We start from the raw sequence: 25,879 nt of genomic DNA, 5'->3' as shown, positions 1-25,879 counted from the left end.
TCAGGGTGCTCCGAGGAGGGCGACGAAGAGGAGAAGGCCGGCGCCGCCCGCGACGACGCCGAGAAGGATGTTCCGGCCCGTCGCCCAGAAGATCGCGATGGCGAGCGCCGTCGCCGCCAGGCGCTCGACGGCGCTGGTTTCCGCCAGCGTTCCGGCCGGAAGGAACAGGATGCGCGAGATGAGCGCGGCGAGCGTGGCATAGGCGACGGCGGTGAGGAGGCGGATCGCTCGCCCGTCCGGCGCGACGGTCCGCGACAGGACGAGGCCGGCGAAGCGCCAGGCATAGGTGGCGAGCGCGCTGGCGCCGAGCAGGGCCCAGAGGCGCGGATCGTCGGTCATCGGCGGGCCTTCAGCGCCTCGTCCAGCGCGAAGGCGAGAGAGCCGGCGAGGATGCCCCCGACGAGAAGGCTCCATTCGGGGATCGCGAGATGGACGAGCGGGCCGACGATCATCCCGCAGATCAAGGCCAGGATTCCGAGACGCGCGCGCGTCTCGCGGATCATGATCAGCGTGAAGAGGATCGGGTTCAGGAAGACGAGGCCGAGGGTAACGAAATCCGTCAGATAGGCCGAGAGGATGTAGCCGGCGCTGGTGCCGAGGACCGAGCCTCCCAGAAGCACGATCGTATAGCCGAAGAAGTAGGGCAGACGCTGAACGGCCGGCAGGTCGGGTGCGCGGCGCATGGTGATCGCCCAGCCCGTCATCGCCACGCAATGGGCGGCGAGGGCGTAGTGCGGGGCGGACCAGCGCTCGTGGCGGAGAAGCGGCATCAGCGTCGCCGTCATCGGCAGGAAGCGCGCGCTCGTCATCATCACGGCGAGGACAAGGGCCGGGAAGGCCGTGCCCACCTGCCAGAGCTCGACGAGGACGACCTGCGCGGGCAGCGCGTAGATCGCCAGCGTGGAGACCGCGATGAAGGGAAGCGAGATGTCGGCGTCGCGCGCCAGCGCTCCAATGCCGACATAGCTCGCCCCGAGGACGAAGGCGGGCGCACCGAGGCCTTCGACGAGCCCGCCGCGAAGGGCGCCGCGCGCGCTCGAGAAGCCGCTCGCGACCCGGGGTGGAATGCCGTCCACCGCCCGCCTCCTTCGCGCGGCCCTACATCCGCACCTTCGGGTCCAGCCAGTCGCGCAGGGCGTCGCCGAAGAGGTTGAATGCGAAGACCGCGAGGCTGATCGCAAGGCCCGGGAAGATGATCATCCAGGGCGCCTGCTGGTAGTATTGCGCGGCCGAGCCGGAGAGCATCAGGCCCCAGGCGGGTGTCGGCTCGGTGACGCCGAGGCCGAGGAAGGAGAGCGAGGCCTCCAGCAGGATCGCCTGCGCCACATAGGCCGTCAGCATTATGAGGAAGGGCGCCGTGACGTTCGGCATGATGTGCCGCAGGACGATACGGCGGTTGGAGAAGCCGGCGGCGCGCGCCGCGTCGATATAGGGCAGCTCGCGGATGGCGAGCGTGGAGGAGCGCACGACCCGCGCCACCTTCGGGATGATCGGCAGGCCGATGGCGATGATGAGGTTGACGTCGATCCCCATCACGATGTTGCGCCCGAGGACCGAGACGACGGCGAGCGCGAGGACGATGATCGGGAAGGACAGGATCACGTCCATCACCCGCTGGATGAAGGTGTCGATCCAGCCGCCCGCATAGGCGGAGATCATGCCGATGAGCGCGCCGATGGAGCAGCCGACGAGCGAGGAGATGAAGCCGACCGCGAGCGCGGTTCGCGCGCCGTAGAGGACGCGGGAGAAGATGTCGCGGCCGAAATCGTCCGTGCCCATCCAGTGCTCCGCCGAGGGCGGTGCGAGGATCGCCATGTAGTTGATCTCGAGCGGATCGTAGGGCGCGACCACGTCGGCGAAGATCGCCGACAGGATCATGACGACGATGACGACGAGGCCGATCGTGCCGAGCGGCTGGGTCAGCGCGAAGCCGAGGAGCGGGTGCCTGCGCGTCGGCACCTTGTAGGTGACGGCGGGGGCGGGCGTCGCGGTGGAGGTTGCGATATCGGCCATGTCACTTGTACCGGATGCGCGGATCGAGCACGGCGTAGAGCATGTCGATCAGGAAGTTGACGAGGATGAAGGTGACGGCGACGAGGAGCACGAGGCCCTGGACCATCGTGTAGTCGCCCCGCGCCGTCGCCTGCACGAAGAGCCGGCCGATGCCGTTGAGGTTGAAGACCTGCTCGGTGACGACGAGGCCGCCGATCAGGAAGGCGAACTCCAGGCCGATGACGGTGACGACCGGCAGCAGCGCGTTGCGCATGCCGTGGCGGGCGACGACGAGGCGCTCGTAGACGCCCTTGGCCCGGGCGGTGCGGATATAGTCCTCCTGCATGACCTCCAGGATCGAGGAGCGGGTCATGCGCGTGGCCACCGCCGAGTAGCGGTAGCCGACGGCGAGCGCCGGCCAGATCAGCTGCGAGAGGTTGGCGACCGGGTCCTCGAAGAAGGACACGAAGTTGAGCGGCGGGATCCAGCCGAAATTGGTCAGCAGAAGCAGGATGATGATCATGCCGAGCCAGAAGGACGGCACGGCCAGCCCCGCGATCGAGACGACGCGGATGACGTGGTCGACGATGGTGTTCTTGTAGATGGCGGCGAGCGTGCCGAGCGGCAGGGCGATGACGACGGCGAGGATGGTCGCCATCAGCGCGACCTGAAGCGAGAGCTCCAGCCGCGAGCCGATCTCGTAGAGGACCGGACGGCCCGTCCACATGGAGGTGCCGAAATCGCCGGTCAGGACGCCGCCGAACCAGGACAGGAACTGGATGTAGATCGGCTGGTCGAGCCCGAGGCGCGCCCGCTCCTGGTCGATGACGTGCTGGGGCACGTTGCCCCCGCCTTCGCGCAGCATGGTCTCGACGATGTCGCCGGGCATCACGCGCAGCATGAAGAAGACGAGGATCGCGACGCCGAGCAGCGTCGGGATCATGAGGAGGATGCGTCGGATCGTGTAGGCGAGCATGGCTGCGCTCCGGGCGGCGGCGGGCGGTTAAGCCCCTCGTCGGTGACCTTCGGGGTGGGGAGGGCGGCGGCAGCCCTCCCGTCTCGCTCGAGGAATCGCGCCTTCCGCGCGCCTCAGTCCTGCGCCAGCCAGACCTCGGAGAGGTCCTGGTTCAGGTAGTGGCTCGGCGTGATGTGCCAATTCCGCATCCGCTCGTTGTGGACGACGATCCGGTGCCACCAGATGGTCGGGAACTGATAGGCCTGCGTCAGGAGATGGCGCTCGAACTCGCGCACGATGCCGCGACGCTCCTGCGGATCGAGCGAGCGCAGCTGCTCCTCGTAGAGCCGGTCCAGCGTCTCGTCCGACGAGCGGGAGTAGTTGATCGAGGACTTGTCGGAGGAGATGTACTTGATCATCTGGATCGACGGGTCGTCCATGTAGTCGCAGGCGAAATCGAGCGCCGCGTCCATCGTGCCCGACAGAAGCTTGTCGGTGTAGAGCCGCGTCTCCAGCTGCTCGTGCTGCACGTTCACGCCGATCTGCCGCCACTGGTCGATCAGGAACACGCCGACCGGCGTGTAGGGCATGGCGACGTTGCGGTTGGTGAAGGTGAAGGTCAGGTTCTCCTGTCCGGCCTCCGCCAGCAGACGCCGGGCCTCCTCGCGGTTCGCTTGAACGTCGCGGCCGAAGCCGGGAATGTCGATCAGCTCCTCCTCGGTCGCGGCGAACTCGTAGCCGGGGCGCAGGATGCCGCCCACGTCGCGCACCATGGTGATGCGCGAGAGCGGCTCGGCGCCGCCCCAGCGGTCGATGGCGAGCGAGAGGGCCTGGCGCACGCGCTGGTCCTGGAAGGCTTCCTTCTCGACGTTCAGCGCGACGATGAGGACGCAGGTCCAGGGGCTCTCGACCATCACGCCCGCGTCGCCGAGCTGCTGCATGGCGCGCTGCGCGTCGGCCGGGGACTGCCCGCGGAACTCGGCCATCACCTCGCCGGCCGCGAGCGCGTTCACCATCGGCGCGCCGGAGATGAAGGTCGCGCGGAAGCCGTCGAGATAGGGCTTGCCCTCGTCCCAGTAGTCTTCGTTTCGCGTTCCCGTCCAGTGCGAGCCGGCGGCGTGCTCGCCGAAGACGAAGGGGCCGGTGCCCATGATGTTGCGCTGGGGGAAGCGCGGATCCTCCTCCAGCTTCGCCGCCGAGTAGATGCAGTCGAAGGGCGAGGCGAAGTTCTGCAGCATCGAGGCGTTGGGCGAGGAGAGCTTGAACACCACCGTGTTCTCGTCGGGCGTCTCGATCGCCTCGATGTCCTCGTAGGCGGCCTGGCGGATCGACACGACGCCGTCCGGCGGGTTGCGGATGCGCTCGTAGGATGCCGCGACGTCGGCGGACGAGAAGGCCGAGCCGTCGTGGAAGGTGATGCCGTCGTTGAGGGTGAAGGTGTAGGTCAGCCCGTCCTCCGAGACCTCCCAGTCCGAGGCGAGCTCACCCTCGATCTCGGGATAGGCGTCCGGCACGAAGCGCAGCAGCGTGTTGTAGTGCGGGCGCACCGGATGGATGAAGGCGAAGGACGTGTTGGCGTGGCAGTCGTAGTTCGGCGGCTCGGCGCTGACGGCGAAGTTCAGCGTGCCGCCGCGTTGCGGCTCGCCGCCCGCCGCGTCCTGCGCCATCGCCACGCCCGTCATGGCGGTGACGCCCAAGAGGCTCGCCGAGAAGGCGATCAGTGTCCCGTTCATGCTCTTGTCTCCTCCCGTTCTGGTGATGCCGCCCGCCGCCGATCCTCCCCGGCGCCGTCGGCTCCCGATGCGTATCCCTCGCTCCGCCGTTCCTCCCGTCAGAGCTTGATGCAGGCCGCGTAGTGGCGCGGTTTGATCTCCCGCAGCTGCGGCACCTCGCGCCGGCACTCCTCGCTCGCCATCGGGCAGCGCGTGTTGAAGACGCAGCCGGGCGGCGGGCGCAGGGGGCTCGGCACCTCGCCGCCCAGGACGCGGTACTCGCGCACCCGCTCGGCGGCCGCGTCCGGCACGGGCACGGCGTCGAGCAGCGCTTTGGTATAGGGGTGGAGCGGATCCTCGTAGAGCGCGTCGCGGTCGGCGAGCTCCATCATGCGGCCGAGATACATGACGGCCACGCGGTCCGAGATGTGGCGCACCACCGCCAGATCGTGGGCGATGAAGAGGTAGGTGAGGCCGAGCCGCTCCTGCAGATCCTCGAGCAGGTTGATGACCTGCGCCTGGATCGAGACGTCGAGCGCGGAGACCGGCTCGTCGCAGACGATGAAGGTCGGCTCCAGCGCGAGGGCGCGGGCGATGCCGACCCGCTGGCGCTGCCCGCCGGACAATTCGTGCGGATAGCGCTCGGCCATGTAGGGGTAGAGCCCGACCGTCTCCAGAAGCTCGGCAACTCGCTCATGCGCGGCCTTGCGGCTCGGCTGCAGCCTGTAGACGAGCATCGGCTCGGCGATGATCTGGCCGATCGTCATGCGCGGATTGAGCGATGAGAACGGGTCCTGGAAGATGACCTGGATGTCGCGCCGCACCTTCTGCATCTCGTCGCGCGAGAGCCTGGCGAGGTCGCGGCCCTTGAACTCGATCGTGCCGCCCGTCGCCTTCTCCAGCTGCAGGATCGTGCGCCCGACCGTCGTCTTCCCGCAGCCCGATTCGCCGACGAGGCCGAGCGTCTCGCCCTCGTAGATGTCGAGGGAGACGTCGTTCACCGCCTTGACGAAGGTCTTCTCCTTCTTGCGGAAGGAGAAGCCGGAGCCGACCTCGAAGAAGGTCTCCAGCCGGTCGAGCTTCATGAGCGGGCGCGAGCGGTCCGGCTCCGGCTTGTGGCGCGCGTCGCCATGGGCGCTCGCGAGGCCGACCGCGGCGTGGCCCTTCTCGGCGATCTCCTCGGCGCGATGGCAGCGCACGAGCTGGCCGGGCTCGCCGAAGGGACGAAGCTGCGGCTCGACCTCGCGGCAATGGTCCAGGGCCGCCTTGCAGCGCGCGGCGAAGCGGCAGGCCTTGGGCGGGGAGAGAAGGTTGGGCGGCAGGCCCTCGATGGTGGCGAGCTTGCCTTCGCGCGGCCGGTCGAGACGCGGGACCGAGCGCAGGAGGCCGATCGTATAGGGGTGCCGCGGCTTGGCGAAGATCTCCACGGCCGGCGACTGCTCGGCCATCTTGGCCGCGTACATGACGTTCACCCGGTCCGCGTAGCGCGCCACGATCCCCAGATTGTGGGTGATGACGACCATGGCGATGCCGAGGTCGCGCGACAGATCCTTCATCAGCTTGAGGATCTGCGCCTGGATCGTCACGTCCAGCGCGGTGGTGGGCTCGTCGGCGATGATGAGCTTGGGGTTGCAGGCCAGGCCGATCGCGATCATCACGCGCTGGCGCATGCCGCCGGAGAACTGGTGGGGATACTGGTCGAGCCGGCGTTCGGGGTCGGGGATGCCGACCATCTTCAGGAGCTCGATCGCGCGGGCCGTGGCGGCCTCCGGCGTGATCTTCTGGTGCATGAAGAGCGCTTCGGTGAGCTGGAAGCCGATCTTGAGGACCGGGTTCAGGCTCGTCATCGGCTCCTGGAAGATCATCGAGATGTCCTTGCCGCGAACGGCGCGCATCTCGGCTTCCTCCAGATCGAGGAGGTTCCGCCCGTCGAACATGATCCGGCCGCCGACGATCTTGGCCGTGCGCTTGGGCAGAAGGCGCATGATGGAGAGCGCCGAGACCGACTTGCCGCAGCCCGACTCGCCGACGATGGCGACCATCTCGCCCGGATGAACGTCGTAGGAAATGCCTTCGACGGCCCGCACCACGCCGCGCGAGGTCACGAAATGGAGATGGAGGTCCTCGACCGACAGGAGCGGCTTGCCGGCGCGCCCGCTCCGCACGTCCGCGCCGTGCGAAAGGTCCGGCTGCCGTTCCTCGGCGCGCGCGGGCCCGTCCATGGTTTCGGCGTTGAGCCCCATGCACTTCCTCCCGAACCTGATCGGCGGCTTTCGGGGACGTTGCCCCGCCGCTCTTGATCCGGCCCTCCTCGACCGGGGAGCGTTTTGAACGCTTCCAGGAACAGGTCATCACGACCTGCATGCTACGTCAACGAATTTGTATACAGCTTGGCTCGCTTTGCGGACGGCGTGAACGACGAAGGCCCGCTGCGAGGGGCAGCGGGCCTTCGTGAAAGTCCGAAAGGAGCAAATCCCTAAAGAATATCGATCTCCCCCATCCGCTCCCGGATGTCGGGCAGCGCCAGAATGTGCTCGGCGAGATCGCGGGGCAGCGACAAGGTCACCCGGTCGGACAACTCGCCCACATGCTCGTCCGCGTCGAGGATCATGCCGCCCGCGATCGTGTTGTTCGACTGCGAGCCGATGAGGATGAAGGCGCCGGTGTCCCGGCACTCCTCGAAGCGGTCGAAGACCGTCTCGCCCTCGAAATGCAGGCCGATGCGGCCGATGGCGTTGACCGGCAGGACGGAGGAGGCGGCCCAGCGGCCGGTCTTCAGATCGTAGGCCTCGCGGATCGAGATGCGCACCCGCTGCAGGCGCCCCGCGGCCTTCAGCCAGTAGCGCACCCCGTCCGACAGCCCTTCGGACTGGAGGGCGACGACGGTGGCCGAGAAGTCGCGGGAGCGAAGCGGCTCGGCGCCGGGAGCGTGGAGAAGGTCGCCGCGCGCGACGTCCACCGGCCGGTCGAAGACCAGCGTGACCGCATCCCCGGCCCCGGCGAGCGTCAGGTCCCCGTCGAAGGTCGTGATGCGGGTGACGGTCGCCACCTCGCCCGACGGCGCGACGGCGATGCGGTCGCCGGCGCGGATCTCGCCCGCCGCGATCGTCCCCTGATAGCCCCGGAAGGTCTCGCCCGGACGCGAGACGCGCTGGACCGGCATGCGGAAGGGCAGATCGGAACCGCCGGCCTCCTTGGCCTCCTCCAGCGCCTGAAGGAGCGTCGGGCCCCTGTACCAGCCCAGCGTCTCCGGCGCCGGCTTGACGATGTTCTCGCCCTTGAGCGCCGAGAGCGGGATCGCGGTGATCTCCATCTCGCCGAAACCCTCCGCATAGGTGCGGAAGGCGCGTCCGATGCGCGCAAAGATCTTCTCGTCGTAACCGACGAGGTCGATTTTATTGATCGCGAGAACGACCTGCCGGATGCCCATCAGGTGGACGATCGCCGCATGGCGGTAGGTCTGCTCCAGAAGGCCTGCGCGCGCGTCCACCAGAAGCACGGCGAGGTCGGCCGTGGAAGCCCCCGTCGCCATGTTGCGCGTGTACTGCTCGTGGCCCGGCGTGTCGGCCACGATGAAGGAGCGCTTCGGCGTCTGGAAGTAGCGGTAGGCGACGTCGATCGTGATGCCCTGCTCCTGCTCGGCCTTCAGGCCGTCGAGGAGGAGGCCGAAATCGGGCAGCGACAGATCGTTCTGCTTGGAGCCCTTGGCGATGAGCGCGGCGCGATGATCCTCGGCCACCGACTTGGTGTCCCAGAGGAGGCGGCCGATCAGCGTGGACTTGCCGTCGTCCACGCTGCCGCAGACGAGGAAGCGGAGCCGGCGCCGCGGGTCCGCGCCGCCGGTCGAGGAGGGGCCGGTCTCGTCCCCGGAGGAGACGAGCGGCAGGATGTCGGCGTCGAGGCTCATGGCGATCAGAAGTACCCTTCGAGCTTCTTCTTCTCCATCGATCCCGCCTCGTCGCGGTCGATGGCGCGGCCCTGCCTCTCGGAGACGGTCGCGGTCGTCAGCTCGTCGATGATGTCGTCGATGGTGTCGGCGGTGGAGCGGATGCCGCCCGACAGGGCGAAGCAGCCGAGCGTACGGAAGCGGATCAGCCCCTCCTGCCGGACCTCGCCCGGCCAGAGCTCCAGGCGCTCGTCCTCGGCCAGGATGATCATGCCGTCCCGCTGCACGAAGGGGCGGCGCTTGGCGAAGTAGAGATCGACGATCGGAATGTTCTCGGCACGGATGTAGCGCCAGATGTCGAGCTCGGTCCAGTTGGAGAGCGGGAAGACGCGCACGCTCTCGCCGCGCCGGATGCGCCCGTTGTAGAGGTTCCACAGCTCCGGCCGCTGGTTGCGCGCGTCCCAGCGGTGGTCCGGATTGCGGAAGGAGAAGATGCGCTCCTTCGAGCGGGAGGCGTCCTCGTCGCGGCGCGCGCCGCCGAAGGCCGCGTCGTACCGGCCGGCGTCCAGCGCCTGCCGCAGCGACTCGGTCTTCATCACGTCGGTGAAGTAGGACGAGCCGTGCTTGAAGGGCGACAGGCCCTCCGCCGCCCCGCGCGGATTGGTGTGGACGCGCAGCTCCAGTCCGAGCTCGCGCGCCGTTCGGTCGCGGAACTCGATCATCTGCTTGAACTTCCAGCCGGTATCGACGTGGAGCAGCGGGAAGGGCACGGGCTCGGGGAAGAAGGCCTTGCGGGCGAGATGCAGCAGGACCGAGGAGTCCTTGCCGACCGAATAGAGCATCACCGGACGCTCGAACTCGGCGGCGACCTCGCGGAAGATGTGGATCGCCTCGTTCTCGAGCGCCTTGAGGTGCGGATCGAGGGCGAGGGACCTTCTGTCCTGCGCGGCGGAAAGGGGGCGGGCGGAGGCGCTCATGAGGCTGTCGCTGCTTGGGTCTGACGGACGGCGGAAACGGCTTGGAGGGAGGCGGCGGGGTCCCGCTCGCGCATGTGCAGACCGCATTCTCGGGTCTGGTCCTGCTCCCACCACCAGCGGCCGGCGCGCTCGGGCTCGCCCGGCTTGACGGCGCGGGTGCAGGGCTCGCAGCCGATGGAAGGGTAGCCGCGCGCATGCAGCGGGTTCAGGGGAACGTCGATGGCGCGCGCATAGTCGCGGATCTCGTCGAGCGAGACGTCGGCGAGCGGGTTGACCTTGAGGAGCCCGCGCTCCGCGTCGAGCTCGGCCAGCGGCGTCTCGGCCCGGTTCGCCGACTGGCCCCGGCGCACGCCGGTGATCCAGATCGCCGCGTCCCTCAGCGCGCGGGCGAGCGGGCGCAGCTTGCGGATGTCGCAGCAGGCGTGCCGCGCCTCGACGCTCTCGTAGAAGCCGTCGCGGCCATAGGCGGCGACATAGGCGCCGACATCGGCCTCGACCGGGAAGTAGCGCTCGATGGGCAGGGACAGGCGCTCCTCCGTCTCGTCGATCAGCGCCTTCGTCTCCGGGAAGAGCCGACCCGTCTCCAGCGTGGCGACCTCGATCGCACCGGAGGCGGCCCGGGCGATGGCGGCGCTCAGGACCTGATCCTCGATGCCGAGGCTGGTCGTGAACACCTTGCGGCCGGGAAGGGCGGCGATACGGGAGAGCCGGCCTTCGAGGTCGAGGGCGGCGAGCTCTGCGGTGAGGGCTGCGGCGTTTGTCATGGGGGGAGAATGCGCCTCTCCCCGCTCCCCGACAGGAACGCCCGCCTCATTGTGCGACGCGAAGAGCAAAATCGCGCCGAGTTCTCCGGCCCGGCGCGATAATTCCTCTAATGTGCGCCGAAGAGCTTCCAGGCGCGCGGACGGAAGACGATCCGCTGGCCGGTCGAGGCTCCGGTCTCGGCCGGCAGCTCGATCTCGACGCGGGTCTTCTGGCCGCCGACGTCGAGCTCGACGCGCCGCCGCGCCTCGACACGGCGAGAGGCGGTGACGACGCCCGCGATTCCCGTCCCGTCCTCGACGATTTCCACCTCGTGAGGCCGGAAGTAGAGCTGCGCCGGCCCCGGAGACGCGTTGCGCCCGTCGAGCCCGACCGGCACGCCCTCGAAGCGCACCTCTCCGTCCGACACCTGCACGGGCAGCTTCGAGGAATCGCCGATGAAGCCGTAGACGAAGGGCGAGACCGGCGCGTCGTAGACGTCGTCCGCCGAGCCGACCTGTTCGATCCGGCCGCGGCTCATCACGACGACGCGGTCGGCCAGTTCCAGCGCCTCCTCCTGATCGTGCGTGACGAAGACGGTGGTGTGTCCCGTGCGGTCGTGGAGTTCGCGAAGCCAGCGGCGGAGGTCGCGGCGCACCTGCGCGTCGAGCGCGCCGAAGGGCTCGTCGAGGAGAAGGATGCGCGGCTCGATGGCGAGCGCGCGGGCGAGCGCGACGCGCTGGCGCTGGCCGCCGGAAAGCTGGTGAGGATAGCGCTTCTCCAGCCCGGACAGCTGGACGAGGTCGAGGAGCTCCAGCGCGCGTCGGCGGATCTCGGAGGAGGACGGCCGCGTCGCGCCGGGGCGGACCTTCAGCCCGAAGCCGATATTGTCGGCGACGGTCATGTGCCGGAACAGCGCGTAATGCTGGAAGACGAAGCCGACATTGCGCTCCTGCACGCTCTTTCGCGAGGCGTCCTCCTCGCCGAAATGGATCGCGCCGCCGGTCGGGAAGTCGAGCCCGGCGATGAGGCGCAGAAGCGTGGTCTTGCCCGAGCCCGAGGGGCCGAGCAAAGCGATCAGCTCGCCCGAGCGGATGTCGAGGGAGACGTTCTCGAGCGCGGCCGCGCCCTCGAAGTCCTTGGAGATGGAGTTGACGCGAAGGTCCATGGGAGCCTCTCGAGGATCAGTGGCCGGGCCGGGCGTCGCCGCGTCCGTAGACGCGTTCGAGCACCGCCTTGAGGACGAGGGTGACGAGGGCGAGCAGCGCGAGCAGGGAGGCGACCGCGAAGGCGGCGACGAAATTGTACTCGTTGTAGAGGATCTCGACCTGCAGCGGCATGGTGATCGTCTCGCCCCGAAGGCGGCCGGAGACGACCGAGACGGCGCCGAACTCGCCCATGGCGCGGGCGTTGCACAGGAGCACGCCGTAGAGCAGGCCCCATTTCACGTTCGGCAGCGTCACGTACCAGAAGGTCTGCCAGCCGTTGGCCCCGAGGGAGATCGCCGCCTCCTCGTCGCCGGTCCCCTGGTCCTGCATCAGGGGGATCAGCTCGCGCGCTACGAAGGGGAAGGTGACGAAGATGGTCGCCAGCACCACGCCCGGCACCGCGAAGAGGATCTGGATGCCGTAGGAGCTGAGGACGGGGCCGAGATAGGAGCCGGCGCCGAAGAGGAGGACGTAGACCATCCCCGCGATGACCGGCGAGACCGAGAAGGGCAGGTCGATCAGGGTGATCAGGAAGGCCTTGCCCCGGAACTCGAACTTGGCGATCGCCCAGGCCGCGGCGACGCCGAAGACGAGATTGAGCGGCACGGCGATGGCCGCGACGGTGAGCGTGAGCTGGATCGCGGCCAGCGCGTCGGGCTCGGTGATGGAGGCCAGCGCCACCTGCCAGCCCCGCCGCAGCGCCTCGGCGAAGACCGCCACCAGCGGCATGAACAGGACGAAGGCGAGAAACGTCACCGCGATGGCGACGAGGATCCACTTGGCGACCGCGTTCTCGCCCGTCGGGTCGCGGAAGGGCCGCTCGGGAGCCGCCGCGTAGGAGCCGGACAGGGCCACGGAACTATGCGCCATATCCGAACCTCCTGCGGCTCCAGGCCTGGATGAGATTGATGGTGAGAAGGACCGCGAAGGCGAGGACCAGCATCATCGCGCCGATGGCGGTGGCGGCGGGATAGTTGAACTCCTCCAGGCGGATGACGATGAGGAGCGGCGCGATCTCCGACACGAAGGGGATGTTGCCGGCGTGAAGAGCACCGAGCCGTACTCGCCGACGGCGCGGCCGAAGGCGAGGGCGAAACCGGTCAGGATCGCGGGCGTCAGGCCCGGAAGGATCACCCTGACGAGCGTCTGGAAGCGGTTGGCGCCGAGCGAGGCGGCGGCCTCCTCCACTTCCCTGGAGATCTCCTCCATCACCGGCTGCACGGTCCGCACCACGAAGGGCAGGCCGATGAAGATGAGGGCGATGACGATGCCGATCGGGGTGTAGGCGATGCGGATACCGTAGGGCTGGAAGAACTGCCCGACCCAGCCGTTCGGCGCGTAGATGGCCGTCAGCGCGATGCCCGCCACCGCCGTCGGCAGGGCGAAGGGCAGGTCCACGGCCGCGTCGATCAGCCGGCGGCCCGGAAAGCGGTAGCGCACCAGGACCCAGGCGACGATGACGCCGAAGACGACGTTGACCCCGGCGGCGACGAAGGAGGTCCAGAAGCTGGTGCGCAGGGCCGCCAGCACGCGCGGATCGGTGGCGATGGCGAAGAAGCCGTCCCAGCCGAGCGCGGCCGAACGCCAGCCGAGGCCGGCCAGCGGGATCAGGATCAGGAGGGAGAGGTAGAAGATGGTGAAGCCGAAGGTCAGCCCGAAACCGGGTATGACGCTCGGCTGCTTCCATCGCCGTCGCGCTTTCGCGGGGGCGGCCAGGGTGCTCATGGTCGAAGGAGCCTTTCGGGTCATGCCACGATCTCCCGCGTCCGGCTCGCGTCGGCCGGCGGGGCGATCCTACAAGACGACGGGGCCGGACGCGATCCGGCCCCGTCGTTCGGGAAAGGGACGCTCAGCGGCCCGGCTGGTAGATCTGGTCGAAGACGCCGCCGTCGCCGAAGAAGCGCGGCTGGGCCTCCGCCCACCCGCCGAGATCGTCGATCGTGACGAGTTCGAGGTCCGGGAAGCGCTCCAGCTCGGCCGGATCGACGTTGGACGGATCGCTCGGCCGGTAGAAGTTGCGCGCCGCGATGTTCTGCCCGACGTCGGAGTAGAGATATTCCAGATAGGCCGTCGCCACCTCGCGGGTGCCCTTGGCGTCCACATTGGCATCGACCACCGCGACCGGCGGCTCGGCCAGGATCGAGAGCGACGGCACCACGATGTCGAAGGCGTCCGGGCCCAGCTCCTCGATGGCGAGGAAGGCTTCGTTCTCCCAGGCCAGCAGCACGTCGCCGATGCCGCGCTGGACGAAGGTGGTGGTGGAGCCCCGCGCCGCGCCGTCGAGGACGGGCACGTTGCGGTAGATCTCGCCCACGAACTCGGAGGCCCTGGCCTCGTCGCCGTCGAACTCGCGCAGGCCCCAGGCGTAGGCGGCGAGGAAGTTCCAGCGCGCGCCTCCTGAGGATTTCGGGTTCGGCGTGATGACCTCGACGTCGTCGCGGATCAGATCGTCCCAGTCGGCGAGGTTCTTCGGATTGCCCTTGCGGACCAGGAAGACGATCGTGGACGTGTAGGGCGAGTTGTTGTTCTCCAGCGTGCCGCGCCAGTCCTCGCGGATCTTGCCGGTGTTCGCTACGATGGCGTTGATGTCGGCTTCCAGCGCCAGCGTCACGACGTCGGCTTCCAGACCGTCGATGACGGCGCGGGCCTGCTGGCCGGAGCCGCCGTGCGTCGTCTGAATGCGCACGGTCTCGCCCTTCTCCTGCTGCCAGTGCTCGGCGAAGGCGGCGTTGAACTCGCGGTAGAGTTCGCGCGTCGGGTCGTAGGAGACGTTGACGATGGTCTGCTGCGCCATGGCCGGGGCGAGGGCGCCGAAGGGTGTCGATGCGAGAAGGGCTGCTGCGAGGATCGCGATGCGGCGGTTCGGCATGGAAGGTCTCCGTTTGACCCGACCGATGCTAATGATTGGCCGCGACCGGGCCATGCAGACTTCGTTTAATGTGCCCGCGCGGCGGAAACAACTTTGCCAAGATTGGAGCCGTTCGAAGCAAAGCGCCTAGCCACGGAGGGTCAGTCGCGCCCGGTCGGCGCCCGTGTCGATGACGCGTCGCATCGCCACCGCCGCTCCGTCCGCATCGCCGTCGGCGATGGCTTGGACGATCCGCAGATGGTTGCGCGCCAGCTCCTCCATCTCCTCGCGCCGGCGGGCGGGAGAGGAGAGCTTGAAGGACAGGGTGAGCGCGGCCTCGATGACGTGTCCGGCCGAGACCATGAAGGGATTGCGCGAGGCGCGGGCGACCTCCAGATGAAATTCGAGATCGACGCGCGCGACGCTTTCGGGCGTATGCTCCAGATCGTTCATGCGCGCCACGATGCCGTAGAGCGTGACGACGTCCTCGCGCGTCGCCCGCGTCGCGGCGAGCTGCGCGGCGGCCGGTTCGAGCGCGGTGCGGATGTCGGCCAGATCGTTGATGAAGGCTTCGTCCACGCCCGCATGCATGCGCCAGGACAGGACGTCGGCGTCGAAAAGGTTCCAGGCCGCGCTGTCGAGAACCCGCGTGCCGACCTTCGCGCGGGGCTCGACGAGCCTCTTGGCCGCCAGCGTCTTCATCGCCTCGCGCAGGACGGTGCGCGAGACGCCGAAGCGGGAGAGGAGTTCGTTGTCGCCGGGCAGGATCGAGCCGGGCGCGAGCGTGCCGTCCACGATGTCGCGCCCCAGTTCGCCGACGACGGCCGCGTGGCTGGTGCGCGTTCTGCGCGCCCCGATCGCGGTCTCCAGCAGTCCGGTCAACGCCCGCACCCGTGTCGGCTCGGCTGTGTACCGTTCGGCGGCCGGATGTGCGATGACATGGGAAGACGGCACCCGATCGAGGGAGGGGAGGGCTCTGCCGTCGCCGCCGGTGCTCGTCGGCTGCGACGCTGGCAGCCTAAAGTATGACGAGACGGTTGGGAATGGTCTGCCGTCGAAAGCGCGAACGCCCTCGCAGTTGAACAATTTTAGGTGTAGAGCGGGCCTTCCGGCGGTTCGATCGGATCGCCTTGACACCGTCCGACGGCGGAAATAGTCATACTTTATCGCGTTTGCCGATCGGGAGGATCATGGCGACCTTGCGCACCATCGGCTCGTTCCGTTCTCGATCGCCCGGCGTGTCCGGGCGGCGGGCCGCCGCGTCCGTTCGCGCGATCTGATCCATGGCATCCATCCGCCTCGCCATCGTCGGTCTCGGCAAGATCGCACGCGACCAGCATCTGGGCGCGATCGAAGCGACCGCCGGAATCGAACTCGCCGCCGTCGCCAGCCGCAATGCGGGGCTGGACGGTCTGCCCTCCTTCGAGACGATCGACGCGCTGCTGGATTCCGGTGTCGCCGTCGATGCGGTCGCGCTCTGCACGCCGCCTCAGGGGCGCTTCGAACAGGCCCGCGCCGCGCTTCTCGCCGGCCGTCACGTCTTTCTGGAAAAGCCGCCGGGCGCGACGCTCGCCGAGATCGACATCCTGCGCGCGCTCGCCGAGCGGCAGGGCGTGACGCTCTTCGCCAGCTGGCATTCGCGCTTCGCGCCCTGCGTCGAGGCGGCACGCGAGTTCCTGGCGCGGAACGCGCCGACATCGATCCGGGTCTCCTGGAAGGAGGACGTACGGCACTGGCACCCCGGCCAGCAGTGGATCTGGGAGCCCGGAGGCCTCGGCGTCTTCGATCCGGGCATCAACGCCCTGTCGATCCTGACTCGCATCTGCCCGCAGCGCCTGCGCCTGTCGTCGAGCGAATTGTCCTTTCCGCAGAACCGCGCCGCGCCCATCGCCGCCTCGCTGCGATTTTCCGGCGAGGCGGGGCTGCCGGTCGAGGCCGAGTTCGACTGGCGCCAGACCGGTCCGCAGAGCTGGGACATCGAGGCCGAGACGCCCGCCGGGACGCTGCTGCTTTCGAGCGGCGGCGCGAAGCTCTCCGTCGACGGAGAGGAGCGGGCGAGCGGCGAGGACGCCGAATATCGCGGTCTCTACGCGCGTTTCGTCGAACTGGTGCGATCGGCCGCGAGCGAGGTCGACGTCGAGCCACTGACACACGTGGCGGACGCCTTCATGCTCGGCCGCCGGCTTTCGGTCGAGGCCTTCGAGGACGAAGCGTGAGCGGGGCTACCGAAGCCTTCGGCACGCTGCCGGACGGGCGGTCCGTCGAGCGTGTCGTCCTGTCCGGCGAGGGCAGCTTTCGCGTCGGCATCCTGACGCTGGGAGCGACGATCCAGTCGATCCTGGCGCCCGACGCGCAAGGGGCGCTGGCGGATGTCGTCCTCGGGCATGACGATCTCGGCGGCTATCTGGAGACGCGCTCCTTCTTCGGCGCGACGATCGGACGCTACGCCAACCGCATCGCGCAGGGACGCTTCGAGCTCGGCGGGCGCACGGTCCGCATCGAGCCGAACGACGGCGCGAACGCGCTGCACGGCGGCGCCGAGGGTTTCGACCGCAAGCTCTTTGGCGTGCGCGAGGCGAGCGCGTCGAGGCTCGTTCTCGGCCTCACCAGCCCGGACGGGGACGAGGGCTTTCCGGGCAAGCTCGAAATGCGTGCCACCTTCGAGGTTTCGGGCACCTCGCTGTCGATCCTCTACGAGGCGACGAGCGACGCCGAAACGGTGGTCAACCTCACCAACCACGCCTTCTTCAATCTCGCGGGGGCCGGGTCGGCGCTCGGCCACGAGCTGACGATCGAGGCCGAGCGCTTCCTGCCGGTCGCGCCGGGCGGCATTCCGACCGGCGAGGAGGCCGGCGTCGAGGGCACGCCCTTCGATTTCCGGGCGCCCGCGATCATCGAGACGCGCCTGCGCGAGCCTCATTCCCAGATCGTGGCGACGCGCGGCTACGACCACAATTTCTGCCTGAACGGCGGCCGGACCGGGCGCGCGCGTCCCGTCGCCCGGCTTCGCGATCCGGCGAGCGGCCGCTCCATGGTGCTGGAGACCGGCGAGCCCGGCCTGCAGTTCTACTCCGGCAACTTCCTCGACGGCTCCATCACGACCCGCTCGGGCCAGGCCCGGCAGGGCGACGGCCTGTGCCTGGAGCCGCAAGCCTATCCGGATTCGCCGAACCGGCCCGCCTTTCCCTCGACCGTGCTGAAGCCCGGCGAGACCTACCGCCATTCGATCCGTCTGAACTTCGAGCCCGGGAGCCCCGCATGACCGACCTCACCCCAACGTCCGGTCGCCAGCTCCGCTCCCGCGCGTGGTTCGACAATCCGGCGAACATCGACATGACCGCGCTCTATCTGGAGCGCTACATGAATTTCGGCCTGTCCCAGGAGGAGCTGCAGTCCGGCCGTCCCATCATCGGCATCGCGCAGACGGGCTCGGACCTCTCCCCCTGCAACCGCCACCATCTCGAACTCGCCCACCGCCTGCGCGAGGGCATCCGCGAGGCGGGCGGCATCGCCATCGAGTTCCCGGTCCACCCGATCCAGGAGACGGGCAAGCGCCCGACCGCCGGGCTCGACCGCAATCTCGCCTATCTCGGCCTCGTCGAGGTTCTGTACGGCTATCCGCTCGACGGCGTGGTGCTGACCATCGGCTGCGACAAGACCACGCCCGCCTGCCTGATGGCGGCTGCGACGGTGAACATTCCCGCGATCGCGCTCTCGGTCGGGCCGATGCTGAACGGCTGGTTCCGCGGCGAGCGCACGGGCTCGGGCACGATCGTCTGGAAGGCGCGCGAGCTGCTGGCGACGGGCGAGATCGACTATCAGGGCTTCGTCAAGCTCGTCGCGTCCTCCGCGCCCTCCACCGGCTACTGCAACACGATGGGCACCGCGACGACGATGAACTCGCTCGCCGAGGCGCTGGGCATGCAGCTGCCGGGCTCCGCGGCGATCCCCGCGCCCTATCGCGACCGGCAGGAGGTCGCATACCGCACGGGCCTTCGCATCGTCGACATGGTCGCCGAGGATCTGAAGCCGACCGACATCATGACGCGCGAGAGCTTCATCAACGCCATTCGCGTGAACTCGGCGATCGGCGGCTCGACCAACGCGCCGATCCATCTGAACGGCCTCGCCCGGCATCTGGGCGTCGAGCTCTCGATCGACGACTGGCAGACCTTCGGCGAGGACATTCCGCTTTTGGTCAATCTCCAGCCGGCCGGCGAGTATCTGGGCGAGGACTATTACCATGCCGGCGGCGTGCCGGCCGTCGTCAACCAGCTGATGGAGCAGGGCCTGATCCACGAGGACGCCATGACCGTCAACGGCAGGACGATCGGCGAGAACTGCCGCGGCGCGGTGATCGAGGACGACAAGGTCATCCGCCCCTACGACCGGCCGCTCAAGGACAAGGCGGGCTTCCTGGTCCTGCGCGGCAACCTCTTCTCCTCCGCGATCATGAAGACCAGCGTCATCAGCGCCGAGTTCCGCGACCGCTATCTGAAGAACCCGAACGACCCTGACGCCTTCGAGGGACGCGCGGTCGTCTTCGACGGGCCGGAGGACTACCACCACCGCATCGACGATCCGGCTCTCGGGATCGACGAGAACACCATTCTCTTCATGCGCGGCGCCGGCCCGATCGGCTATCCGGGTGCGGCCGAGGTCGTGAACATGCGCGCGCCGACCTACCTTCTGGAGAAGGGCGTCCATTCGCTGCCCTGCATCGGCGACGGCCGCCAGTCGGGCACCTCGGGCTCGCCGTCGATCCTCAACGCCTCGCCCGAGGCGGCGGCGGGCGGCGGCCTCGCCATCCTGAAGACGGGCGACCGGGTGCGCATCGACCTCGGGCGCGGTTCGGCCGACATCCTGATCTCCGACGAGGAGCTGGCGACGCGCCGCAGCGCGCTCGAAGGCGAGGGCGGCTACCGATATCCCGACCACCAGACGCCCTGGCAGGAGATCCAGCGCGCGCTGGTCGGGCAGATGGAGACCGGCGCCGTTCTGGAGAACGCCGTCGCCTACCAGCGCCTCGCCCAGACGCGCGGCGTTCCGCGCGACAACCACTGAGCGCCGCCATGGAAGACGTGCCGACCGAGATCTTCCACGACCATCCCTGCCATCTCGGCGAGGGGCCGACCTTCGACGCCTCGACCGGCACGGCCTATTGGTTCGACATTCTGGAGAAGACGCTCTTCGAGGCGAATGTCGAGACGCGCGCGGTGAAGACCCACGCGCTCGACATGATGGCCTCCGAGCTCGCGCCGATCGACGACGAGCGCCAGCTCGTGGCGACCGAACGCGGCCTCTTCGTGCGCACCCGGTCGAACGGCCGGATGGAGTTCCTCCACGCGCTCGAAAGCGAGAACTCGGGCACGCGCTCCAACGACGGACGCGTCCACCCCTCCGGCGCGCTCTGGATCGGCACCATGGGCTGCGCCGCCGAGACGGGCGCCGGCTCGATCTACTGGTTCCGCGAAGGCGAGCTGCGCCGGCTCTACGCCAACGTCACGATCCCGAACGCGATCGCCTTCACGCGCGACGGGAGGCTCGGCTACTGGTGCGACACGCGCGTCGGGCTCCTGCACCGCGTGTCGCTCGATCCCGCGACCGGGCTGCCGACCGGCGAGCCCGAGACGCTCTACGACCATCGCGGCGGCGAGGGCGGGCTCGACGGGGCGGTGGTCGATTCCGAGGGCCTGATCTGGAACGCGCGCTGGGGCGCCTCCTGCCTCGACGCCTATTCGCCGGAGGGCGCACGCGTGCGCACCGTCCGCATCCCCGCCACGCGCCCCTCCTGCCCGATCTTCGTCGGCAAGGGTTTCGACCGCGTGCTGGTCACGACCGCGTCCGAGGGCATGGACGAGGCCGACAAGGCGGCCGATCCGAACCACGGCAAGACCTTCCTTCTCGATCTGGGCGCCAGAGGCTTCGCGGAGCCGCGCGTGAAGGCCTTCCCGTCATGACACCGCGTCTTGCAGCCGGCGATTGGGGCACCAGCGCCTTCCGCCTCTGGCTCCTGGCCGAGGACGGCACGGTTCTGGCCGAGCGTCGCTCCGACGAAGGCCTGATGGCGGCGCGGGCGGCGGGGGGCTTCGAGACGGTGCTGGAGCGCCATCTCTCCGCGCTCGGCGCGCCCGCCGACCTGCCCGTTCTTCTCTGCGGCATGGTGGGCGCGCGGTCCGGCTGGGTGGAGGCGGCCTATCTCGACGCGCCGCTCGCGCTTGCGTCGATCGGCGCCCACGCGACGCCCGCGCCGGACCTCCGGCGCCCCGTCCGCATCCTGCCGGGAATCGCCCAGCGCGATCCGGCCCGGCCGGACGTGATGCGGGGGGAGGAGACCAAGCTCCTCGGCCTCGATCTCGCCGACGGCCTCGTCGTGATGCCGGGCACCCACGGCAAGTGGGTGCGCCTGTCCGGCGGGCGGCTGGAGAGCTTCGCGACCTTCATGACGGGCGAGATCTTCGCTCATCTGTCGGCCTCCCAGCGTTCGGTCCTGCGCGAGGCGCTGGCCGAGGGCGAGGTGACGGCCGACGATCCGGCCTTCCGGGACGCGGTGGCGGAGGCCGCGGCAGAGCCGGCTTCGATCCTGAACCGCCTCTTCCAGCTTCGCGCCGGATGGCTTCTGGAGCAGCGCGAGCGCCCCGCCAATCTGGCGCGTCTTTCCGGCCTGCTGCTCGGCCTCGAATGCGCGGGGGCGCGGGACCTGTTCGGCTCCGCCGCGCAGCCGGTGCTGGTGGCGAGCGGCGCGGCGGCCAACCGCCATGCGGCGGCGCTGGAGATCGCGGGCTTCGGCGCGCCGACCCGCGTGGACGCGGAGGATGCCGTCCGCGCCGGTCTTCTCGCCGCCGCCCGAACCGCCTTCGACGAGGAGTTGGCCGCATGAGCGCGCGCGTTTCCTTTCCCGGGCTCAAGCGCGGCCTCGTCGCCATCCTTCGGGGGCTGACCTTCCGGGAGGTCGAGCCGGTCGTCGGTCTCCTGATCGAGTCGGGTTTCGAGGCGATCGAGATCCCGCTGAACTCGCCCGCGCCCTTCCGTTCCATCGAGCGGGCGGCCGCCATGGCGCATTCGAGCGTCCTGATCGGCGCTGGGACGGTGCTGAAGGTCGAGGACGTCGATCGGCTGGCCGACGCCGGCGGGCGCCTTCTCGTCTCGCCCAATGTCGATGTCCACGTCCTTCGCCGCGCCGGGGCTCACGCCATGGTGACGATGCCGGGCGTCTTCACCCCGACCGAGGCGCTGACGGCGCTGGACGCGGGCGCCTCGGCGCTGAAATTCTTCCCCGCGAGCGTGCTCGGGCCCTCCGGCATCAAGGCGATCTCGGCCGTGCTGCCGAAGGACGCCGTGATCGGCGCGGTGGGCGGCGTCTCGGAACGGGATTTCGCCGCCTACGCCAAGGTGGGCGTTCGCACCTTCGGCCTCGGCTCCAGCCTCTACGCGCCCGGAATGGCGGCGGATGAGGTGGGCGCGCGGGCCCGTGCGGCGGTGGCCGCCTATGACGAAATCTTCACTCGGCCGAAGGGCGCCGAGCGACGATGATCCCGCTTGCCGTCGCCCGCGAACAGGGCCACGGTGGGCATTCGGAGAGGAGCCGCCGGAGCGCGGTTCGACAGGGAGGTTGCAGGATGAACTTGACGAAGCTTCTGGCGGGCGCCGCGCTCGCCGCAATGGTCGCCTCGAGCCCCGCGCTCGCGCAGACCGTCGGCATCGCGATGCCGACGCAGACCTCGGAGCGCTGGATCGCCGACGGCGCGAACATGGTCGAAGTGCTCGAGGAGCGCGGCTACGACACCAATCTGCAGTACGCGCAGGACGACATTCCGAACCAGGTCGCGCAGATCGAGAACATGGTCGCCGGCGGCGTCGACGTCCTCGTCATCGCCTCGATCGACGGCACGACGCTCTCCGACGTCCTCCAGCAGGCCGCCGACCAGGGCATCAAGGTCGTCGCCTACGACCGTCTGATCCGCAACTCGCCGAACGTCGACTACTACGCGACCTTCGACAACTTCCAGGTTGGCGTCCTGCAGGGCCAGTCGATCGTCGACGGCCTGGACCTGGAGAACCAGGACGGCCCGTTCAACATCGAGCTGTTCGGCGGCTCGCCGGACGACAACAACGCCTTCTTCTTCTACGACGGCGCGATGAGCGTGCTGCAGCCCTACATCGACTCGGGCAAGCTCGTGGTGAAGTCCGGCCAGACCGGCATGGATCAGGTCTCCACGCTGCGCTGGGACCCGGCGACGGCGCAGGCGCGCATGGACAACATCCTCTCCGCCTTCTACGGCGACGGGGAGACGGTGGACGCGGTGCTCTCGCCCTATGACGGCCTGTCGATCGGCATCATCTCCTCGCTGCGCGGCGTCGGCTACGGCTCGGGCGACCAGGAGATGCCGGTCATCTCCGGCCAGGACGCCGAGGTCCAGTCGGTGCGCGCGATCATCGCGGGCGAGCAGACCTCGACGATCTTCAAGGACACGCGCGAACTGGCCCGCGTCACCGCCGACATGGTGGACGCGATGCTGCAGGATCGCGAGGTTCCGGTGAACGACACCGAGACCTACGACAACGGCGTGAAGGTGGTCCCGTCCTACCTTCTGGAGCCGGTCGTCGTCACGGTCGACAACTGGGAAGACGTGCTGATCGGCTCGAACTACTACACGCCGGAGCAGATCCAGCAGTAAGGCCGAGGCGCGGGGGGCGGCGATCGGACCGGCCCCCGCGCACCTCACGCTTTTCGGTCGAAATCTCGTCGGCGCGAGGCCCGGCCGTCTTGTGCGGCGGGGCCCGCCCGTCCGAAGCTGCCGCCGGACGTCGTGCCGGTGCTCGAGAGGCATCATGCAGCCCATTCTGGAAATGCGCGGAATCTCCAAGTCCTTCGGTGTCGTCAAGGCGCTGCAGGACGTGACGCTGGACGTGCGTCCGGGGGAAATCCACGCGATCTGCGGCGAGAACGGCGCCGGCAAGTCGACGCTGATGAAGGTGCTTTCGGGCGTCTACCCGCACGGCACCTACGAGGGCGACATCCTCTACGAGGGCCAGACCCGCTCCTTTTCCAACATCAACGATTCCGAAGCGCTCGGCATCATCATCATCCATCAGGAGCTGGCGCTCATCCCCCTGATGTCGATCGCCGAGAACATCTTCCTCGCCAACGCGCCCGCGCGCTACGGCGTCATCGACCGGGAGGCGGTCTACACGCGCTCCAAGGCGCTGTTGAAGAAGGTCGGCCTCACCGACAATCCCGACACGCTCGTCACGCATCTGGGCGTCGGCAAGCAGCAGCTGGTGGAGATCGCCAAGGCCCTGTCGAAGGAGGTGCGCCTCCTCATCCTCGACGAGCCGACCGCCGCTCTGAACGAGCGCGATTCCGACGCGCTCCTGGAGCTTCTGATGGAGTTCCGCCGCCAAGGCATCGCCTCGATCATCATCTCCCACAAGCTCAACGAGATCTCCAAGGTCGCCGACCGGGTGACGGTGCTGCGCGACGGCAAGACCGTCGGCACCCTGGAGGCGGGCGGGACGGCGGTCGACGAGGACGAGATCATCCGCCGCATGGTCGATCGCGACCTCGAGGAGCGCTATCCGCCTCGCGGCGAGCCGCAAATCGGCGAGACCGTGCTGCAGGTGCGCGACTGGAGCGTCTACCACCCCGACCATCCCGAGCGGCAGGTCATCAAGAACGTCTCGCTCGACGTGAAGACGGGCGAGATCGTGGGCATCGCGGGCCTCATGGGCACCGGGCGCACCGAATTCGCCATGAGCCTCTTCGGCCGCTCCTGGGGCACCAAGATCACCGGCAAGGCTTCGGTCAACGGCCGGGAGGTGGACGTCTCGACCGTCCAGCGCGCGATCGCGGCCGGCCTCGCCTATGTGACCGAGGACCGGAAGCATTTCGGCCTCGTCCTCGGCGAGAGCATCGCCAAGAACATCACGCTCGCCAATCTCAAGGGCGTGTCGAAGGCCCGCGTCATCGACAATCTGAAGGAGCTGAAGGTCGCGGGCGACTATCGCAAGCGGATGCGCATCCGCTCGTCCGACGTCTATCAGGAGACGGGGAACCTTTCGGGCGGCAACCAGCAGAAGGTCGTCCTGTCGAAATGGCTCTTCTCGGAGCCGGACGTCCTGATCCTCGACGAGCCGACGCGCGGCATCGACGTCGGGGCGAAGTACGAAATCTACACCATCATCAACGAGCTCGCCGCGCAGGGCAAAGGCGTCGTCGTCATCTCCTCGGAGATGCCGGAGCTCCTCGGCATCTGCGACCGCATCTGCGTGATGAACGAGGGCCGCTTCGTGGCCGAGTTCCCGCGCGCGGAGGCCAGCCAGGAAAAGATCATGCAGTCGATCATGCGATCGGGGGGAGGCACTGATGAGCCAGCCGACGGCCACCATGGGCGAGCGGCGGTCCACCGCCGCCTTCCTGAAGAACAATCTTCGCGAATACGGGATGCTCCTGTCCCTCGTCGCGATCATGGCCTTCTTCGCCTACATGACGAACGGGGCGAGCCTTCGTCCGCTCAACCTCACCAACCTGATCCTGCAGAACTCCTACATCGTCGTCATGGCGCTGGGGATGCTGATGGTCATCGTCTCCGGCCATATCGACCTCTCGGTCGGCTCGGTGGCCGGGTTCGTCGGCGCCATCTCGGGCATCATGATCGTGCAATGGGGCATGAACCCGCTGCTCGCGGCCCTCCTCTGCCTTATGGCGGGCGCGGCCGTCGGCGCGTGGCAGGGCTACTGGATCGCCTATTTCAAGGTGCCGAGCTTCATCGTCACGCTCGCGGGCATGCTCGTCTTCCGCGGCCTGACGCTGGTCCTCCTCGGCGGACAGCGCATCGGCCCGTTCCCGCCGACCTTCCAGCAGCTTTCCTCCGGCTTCATCCCCGCGCCCTTCGCCGAAAACGGCGTGACCATCGTCTCGCTGGTGCTCGGCGTCGGCCTCGGCGTCGCGCTGGTCTGGATGAACATGCGCAACCGCCAGCGCCGCGTCGCGCACGGGATCGAGGACGAGCCCTCCGGCTTCTTCTACGTCAAGAACATCGCGATCCTGGTCGCCATCTCCTGGGTGGCCTTCCAGCTGTCCTCCTATCGCGGCTTCCCGAACGTCCTCGTCATTCTCCTCGTCCTGATCCTCTTCTACGCCTTCGCCACCACGCGCACGACGATCGGCCGGCAGATCTACGCGGTCGGCGGCAACGAGAAGGCGGCCAAGCTCTCGGGCGTCCCGACCGAGCGGCTGACCTTCTTCACCTTCGTCAACATGGGCGTGCTGGCGGCGCTCGCGGGCCTCATCTTCACGGCCCGCCTGAACTCGGCGACGCCGCAGGCGGGCGCGGGCTTCGAGCTCGACGTCATCGCCGCCTGCTTCATCGGCGGCGCCTCGGCCTATGGCGGCGTCGGGCGCGTGACCGGCGCGGTGATCGGCGCCATGATCATGGGCGTGATGAACAACGGCATGTCGATCCTCGGGCTCGGCATCGACTGGCAGCAGGTCATCAAGGGCCTCGTCCTGCTCGGCGCCGTCTGCATCGACGTCTACAACCAGCGCCGCCAGTAGCGC

General features: G+C 68.6%; 22 protein-coding genes and 2 pseudogenes. 9 read left to right on the top strand and 15 right to left on the bottom strand.

What is annotated here, in order from left to right:
* The 15 genes and pseudogenes from AC6R2M_RS15595 to AC6R2M_RS15525 all read right to left on the bottom strand — a co-directional run bounded on the left by AC6R2M_RS15595 (position 1) and on the right by AC6R2M_RS15525 (position 15,604).
* Positions 1 to 339 (bottom strand): AzlD domain-containing protein, encoded by a 339-nt coding sequence (locus tag AC6R2M_RS15595; RefSeq protein ID WP_500483701.1) that lies wholly within the window; start codon positions 337 to 339, stop codon positions 1 to 3.
* On the bottom strand, positions 336 to 1,076 hold the full coding sequence (locus tag AC6R2M_RS15590) for an AzlC family ABC transporter permease (RefSeq protein ID WP_500483699.1): 741 nt from the start codon (positions 1,074 to 1,076) through the stop codon (positions 336 to 338). The genes AC6R2M_RS15595 and AC6R2M_RS15590 overlap by 4 nt, the downstream gene beginning before the upstream one ends.
* Before the next feature lie 22 nt (positions 1,077 to 1,098).
* Positions 1,099 to 2,013, bottom strand: coding sequence for an ABC transporter permease (locus tag AC6R2M_RS15585; protein WP_500483697.1), 915 nt, complete (start codon positions 2,011 to 2,013; stop codon positions 1,099 to 1,101).
* A 1-nt stretch (position 2,014) separates the two neighbouring features.
* Complete coding sequence (locus AC6R2M_RS15580; RefSeq protein WP_500483695.1) at positions 2,015 to 2,968, bottom strand: ABC transporter permease; 954 nt, start codon at positions 2,966 to 2,968, stop codon at positions 2,015 to 2,017.
* Positions 2,969 to 3,081: 113 nt separating this feature from the next.
* Entirely contained in the window at positions 3,082 to 4,680 is a 1,599-nt protein-coding gene (locus AC6R2M_RS15575) for an ABC transporter substrate-binding protein (protein WP_500483693.1), read from the bottom strand.
* Positions 4,681 to 4,778: 98 nt separating this feature from the next.
* Positions 4,779 to 6,902 (bottom strand): ABC transporter ATP-binding protein, encoded by a 2,124-nt coding sequence (locus AC6R2M_RS15570; protein ID WP_500483691.1) that lies wholly within the window; start codon positions 6,900 to 6,902, stop codon positions 4,779 to 4,781.
* Between the two features lie 233 nt (positions 6,903 to 7,135).
* Entirely contained in the window at positions 7,136 to 8,566 is a 1,431-nt protein-coding gene (locus AC6R2M_RS15565) for a sulfate adenylyltransferase subunit 1 (protein WP_500483689.1), read from the bottom strand.
* A 5-nt stretch (positions 8,567 to 8,571) separates the two neighbouring features.
* Positions 8,572 to 9,522: a sulfate adenylyltransferase subunit CysD gene (gene cysD / locus AC6R2M_RS15560; RefSeq protein WP_500483687.1), complete on the bottom strand. Its 951-nt coding sequence runs from the start codon at positions 9,520 to 9,522 to the stop codon at positions 8,572 to 8,574.
* On the bottom strand, positions 9,519 to 10,286 hold the full coding sequence (locus AC6R2M_RS15555) for a phosphoadenylyl-sulfate reductase (protein WP_500483685.1): 768 nt from the start codon (positions 10,284 to 10,286) through the stop codon (positions 9,519 to 9,521). Before AC6R2M_RS15555 ends, cysD begins: the two co-directional genes overlap by 4 nt.
* A 107-nt stretch (positions 10,287 to 10,393) precedes the next feature.
* Positions 10,394 to 11,431: a sulfate/molybdate ABC transporter ATP-binding protein gene (locus AC6R2M_RS15550; RefSeq protein ID WP_500483684.1), complete on the bottom strand. Its 1,038-nt coding sequence runs from the start codon at positions 11,429 to 11,431 to the stop codon at positions 10,394 to 10,396.
* Between the two features lie 16 nt (positions 11,432 to 11,447).
* Positions 11,448 to 12,341 carry a sulfate ABC transporter permease subunit CysW gene (cysW, locus tag AC6R2M_RS15545; protein WP_500483682.1) on the bottom strand — a complete coding sequence of 298 codons (894 nt, stop codon included), beginning with the start codon at positions 12,339 to 12,341 and terminating at the stop codon, positions 11,448 to 11,450.
* Positions 12,331 to 13,196: pseudogene (cysT, locus tag AC6R2M_RS15540) on the bottom strand (sulfate ABC transporter permease subunit CysT). The gene cysW and the pseudogene cysT overlap by 11 nt, the downstream one beginning before the upstream one ends.
* Before the next feature lie 124 nt (positions 13,197 to 13,320).
* Positions 13,321 to 14,340 (bottom strand): sulfate ABC transporter substrate-binding protein, encoded by a 1,020-nt coding sequence (locus AC6R2M_RS15535; RefSeq protein ID WP_500483680.1) that lies wholly within the window; start codon positions 14,338 to 14,340, stop codon positions 13,321 to 13,323.
* A 126-nt stretch (positions 14,341 to 14,466) separates the two neighbouring features.
* Positions 14,467 to 15,201 (bottom strand): FadR/GntR family transcriptional regulator, encoded by a 735-nt coding sequence (locus tag AC6R2M_RS15530; protein ID WP_500483678.1) that lies wholly within the window; start codon positions 15,199 to 15,201, stop codon positions 14,467 to 14,469.
* A gap of 274 nt (positions 15,202 to 15,475) precedes the next feature.
* Positions 15,476 to 15,604, bottom strand: coding sequence for a hypothetical protein (locus AC6R2M_RS15525; protein ID WP_500483676.1), 129 nt, complete (start codon positions 15,602 to 15,604; stop codon positions 15,476 to 15,478).
* On the opposite strand from AC6R2M_RS15525, the gene AC6R2M_RS15520 reads away from it, so the two are divergent.
* The 9 genes and pseudogenes from AC6R2M_RS15520 to mmsB all read left to right on the top strand — a co-directional run bounded on the left by AC6R2M_RS15520 (position 15,603) and on the right by mmsB (position 25,876).
* Positions 15,603 to 16,535: a Gfo/Idh/MocA family protein gene (locus AC6R2M_RS15520; RefSeq protein WP_500483674.1), complete on the top strand. Its 933-nt coding sequence runs from the start codon at positions 15,603 to 15,605 to the stop codon at positions 16,533 to 16,535. The genes AC6R2M_RS15525 and AC6R2M_RS15520 overlap by 2 nt on opposite strands.
* The gene (locus tag AC6R2M_RS15515) at positions 16,532 to 17,581 is read left to right on the top strand and encodes an aldose epimerase family protein (protein WP_500483672.1); all 1,050 of its coding nucleotides are present in this window, start codon (positions 16,532 to 16,534) and stop codon (positions 17,579 to 17,581) included. The genes AC6R2M_RS15520 and AC6R2M_RS15515 overlap by 4 nt, the downstream gene beginning before the upstream one ends.
* Positions 17,578 to 19,383, top strand: coding sequence for an IlvD/Edd family dehydratase (locus AC6R2M_RS15510; RefSeq protein WP_500483670.1), 1,806 nt, complete (start codon positions 17,578 to 17,580; stop codon positions 19,381 to 19,383). The genes AC6R2M_RS15515 and AC6R2M_RS15510 overlap by 4 nt, the downstream gene beginning before the upstream one ends.
* Positions 19,384 to 19,391: 8 nt before the next feature.
* On the top strand, positions 19,392 to 20,279 hold the full coding sequence (locus AC6R2M_RS15505) for an SMP-30/gluconolactonase/LRE family protein (protein WP_500483668.1): 888 nt from the start codon (positions 19,392 to 19,394) through the stop codon (positions 20,277 to 20,279).
* Positions 20,276 to 21,199, top strand: coding sequence for a 2-dehydro-3-deoxygalactonokinase (locus tag AC6R2M_RS15500; RefSeq protein ID WP_500483666.1), 924 nt, complete (start codon positions 20,276 to 20,278; stop codon positions 21,197 to 21,199). Before AC6R2M_RS15505 ends, AC6R2M_RS15500 begins: the two co-directional genes overlap by 4 nt.
* Positions 21,196 to 21,852 (top strand): 2-dehydro-3-deoxy-6-phosphogalactonate aldolase, encoded by a 657-nt coding sequence (locus AC6R2M_RS15495; protein ID WP_500483664.1) that lies wholly within the window; start codon positions 21,196 to 21,198, stop codon positions 21,850 to 21,852. The genes AC6R2M_RS15500 and AC6R2M_RS15495 overlap by 4 nt, the downstream gene beginning before the upstream one ends.
* 128 nt (positions 21,853 to 21,980) lie before the next feature.
* On the top strand, positions 21,981 to 22,997 hold the full coding sequence (chvE, locus tag AC6R2M_RS15490) for a multiple monosaccharide ABC transporter substrate-binding protein (protein ID WP_500487626.1): 1,017 nt from the start codon (positions 21,981 to 21,983) through the stop codon (positions 22,995 to 22,997).
* A 154-nt stretch (positions 22,998 to 23,151) separates the two neighbouring features.
* A pseudogene (mmsA, locus tag AC6R2M_RS15485) lies at positions 23,152 to 24,678 on the top strand (multiple monosaccharide ABC transporter ATP-binding protein); the annotation flags it as partial.
* 7 nt (positions 24,679 to 24,685) lie between these two features.
* On the top strand, positions 24,686 to 25,876 hold the full coding sequence (mmsB, locus tag AC6R2M_RS15480; RefSeq protein WP_500483662.1) for a multiple monosaccharide ABC transporter permease: 1,191 nt from the start codon (positions 24,686 to 24,688) through the stop codon (positions 25,874 to 25,876).
* Positions 25,877 to 25,879: the final 3 nt, after the last annotated feature.

This window comes from Aureimonas sp. CAS (genome assembly GCF_059838215.1).
This window is presented reverse-complemented; position numbering and strand designations above follow the sequence as displayed.

Bases quoted from the DNA above. Each gene is read 5' to 3' on its own strand.
- AC6R2M_RS15595 (WP_500483701.1), bottom strand. From the start codon at position 339: ATGACCGACGATCCGCGCCTCTGGGCCCTGCTCGGCGCCAGCGCGCTC.
- AC6R2M_RS15585 (WP_500483697.1), bottom strand. From the start codon at position 2,013: ATGGCCGATATCGCAACCTCCACCGCGACGCCCGCCCCCGCCGTCACC.
- AC6R2M_RS15580 (WP_500483695.1), bottom strand. From the start codon at position 2,968: ATGCTCGCCTACACGATCCGACGCATCCTCCTCATGATCCCGACGCTG.
- AC6R2M_RS15575 (WP_500483693.1), bottom strand. From the start codon at position 4,680: ATGAACGGGACACTGATCGCCTTCTCGGCGAGCCTCTTGGGCGTCACC.
- AC6R2M_RS15570 (WP_500483691.1), bottom strand. From the start codon at position 6,902: ATGGGGCTCAACGCCGAAACCATGGACGGGCCCGCGCGCGCCGAGGAA.
- AC6R2M_RS15565 (WP_500483689.1), bottom strand. From the start codon at position 8,566: ATGAGCCTCGACGCCGACATCCTGCCGCTCGTCTCCTCCGGGGACGAG.
- cysD (WP_500483687.1), bottom strand. From the start codon at position 9,522: ATGAGCGCCTCCGCCCGCCCCCTTTCCGCCGCGCAGGACAGAAGGTCC.
- AC6R2M_RS15555 (WP_500483685.1), bottom strand. From the start codon at position 10,286: ATGACAAACGCCGCAGCCCTCACCGCAGAGCTCGCCGCCCTCGACCTC.
- AC6R2M_RS15550 (WP_500483684.1), bottom strand. From the start codon at position 11,431: ATGGACCTTCGCGTCAACTCCATCTCCAAGGACTTCGAGGGCGCGGCC.
- cysW (WP_500483682.1), bottom strand. From the start codon at position 12,341: ATGGCGCATAGTTCCGTGGCCCTGTCCGGCTCCTACGCGGCGGCTCCC.
- AC6R2M_RS15535 (WP_500483680.1), bottom strand. From the start codon at position 14,340: ATGCCGAACCGCCGCATCGCGATCCTCGCAGCAGCCCTTCTCGCATCG.
- AC6R2M_RS15520 (WP_500483674.1), top strand. From the start codon at position 15,603: ATGGCATCCATCCGCCTCGCCATCGTCGGTCTCGGCAAGATCGCACGC.
- AC6R2M_RS15525 (WP_500483676.1), bottom strand. From the start codon at position 15,604: ATGGATCAGATCGCGCGAACGGACGCGGCGGCCCGCCGCCCGGACACG.
- AC6R2M_RS15510 (WP_500483670.1), top strand. From the start codon at position 17,578: ATGACCGACCTCACCCCAACGTCCGGTCGCCAGCTCCGCTCCCGCGCG.
- AC6R2M_RS15505 (WP_500483668.1), top strand. From the start codon at position 19,392: ATGGAAGACGTGCCGACCGAGATCTTCCACGACCATCCCTGCCATCTC.
- AC6R2M_RS15500 (WP_500483666.1), top strand. From the start codon at position 20,276: ATGACACCGCGTCTTGCAGCCGGCGATTGGGGCACCAGCGCCTTCCGC.
- AC6R2M_RS15495 (WP_500483664.1), top strand. From the start codon at position 21,196: ATGAGCGCGCGCGTTTCCTTTCCCGGGCTCAAGCGCGGCCTCGTCGCC.
- chvE (WP_500487626.1), top strand. From the start codon at position 21,981: ATGGTCGCCTCGAGCCCCGCGCTCGCGCAGACCGTCGGCATCGCGATG.
- mmsB (WP_500483662.1), top strand. From the start codon at position 24,686: ATGAGCCAGCCGACGGCCACCATGGGCGAGCGGCGGTCCACCGCCGCC.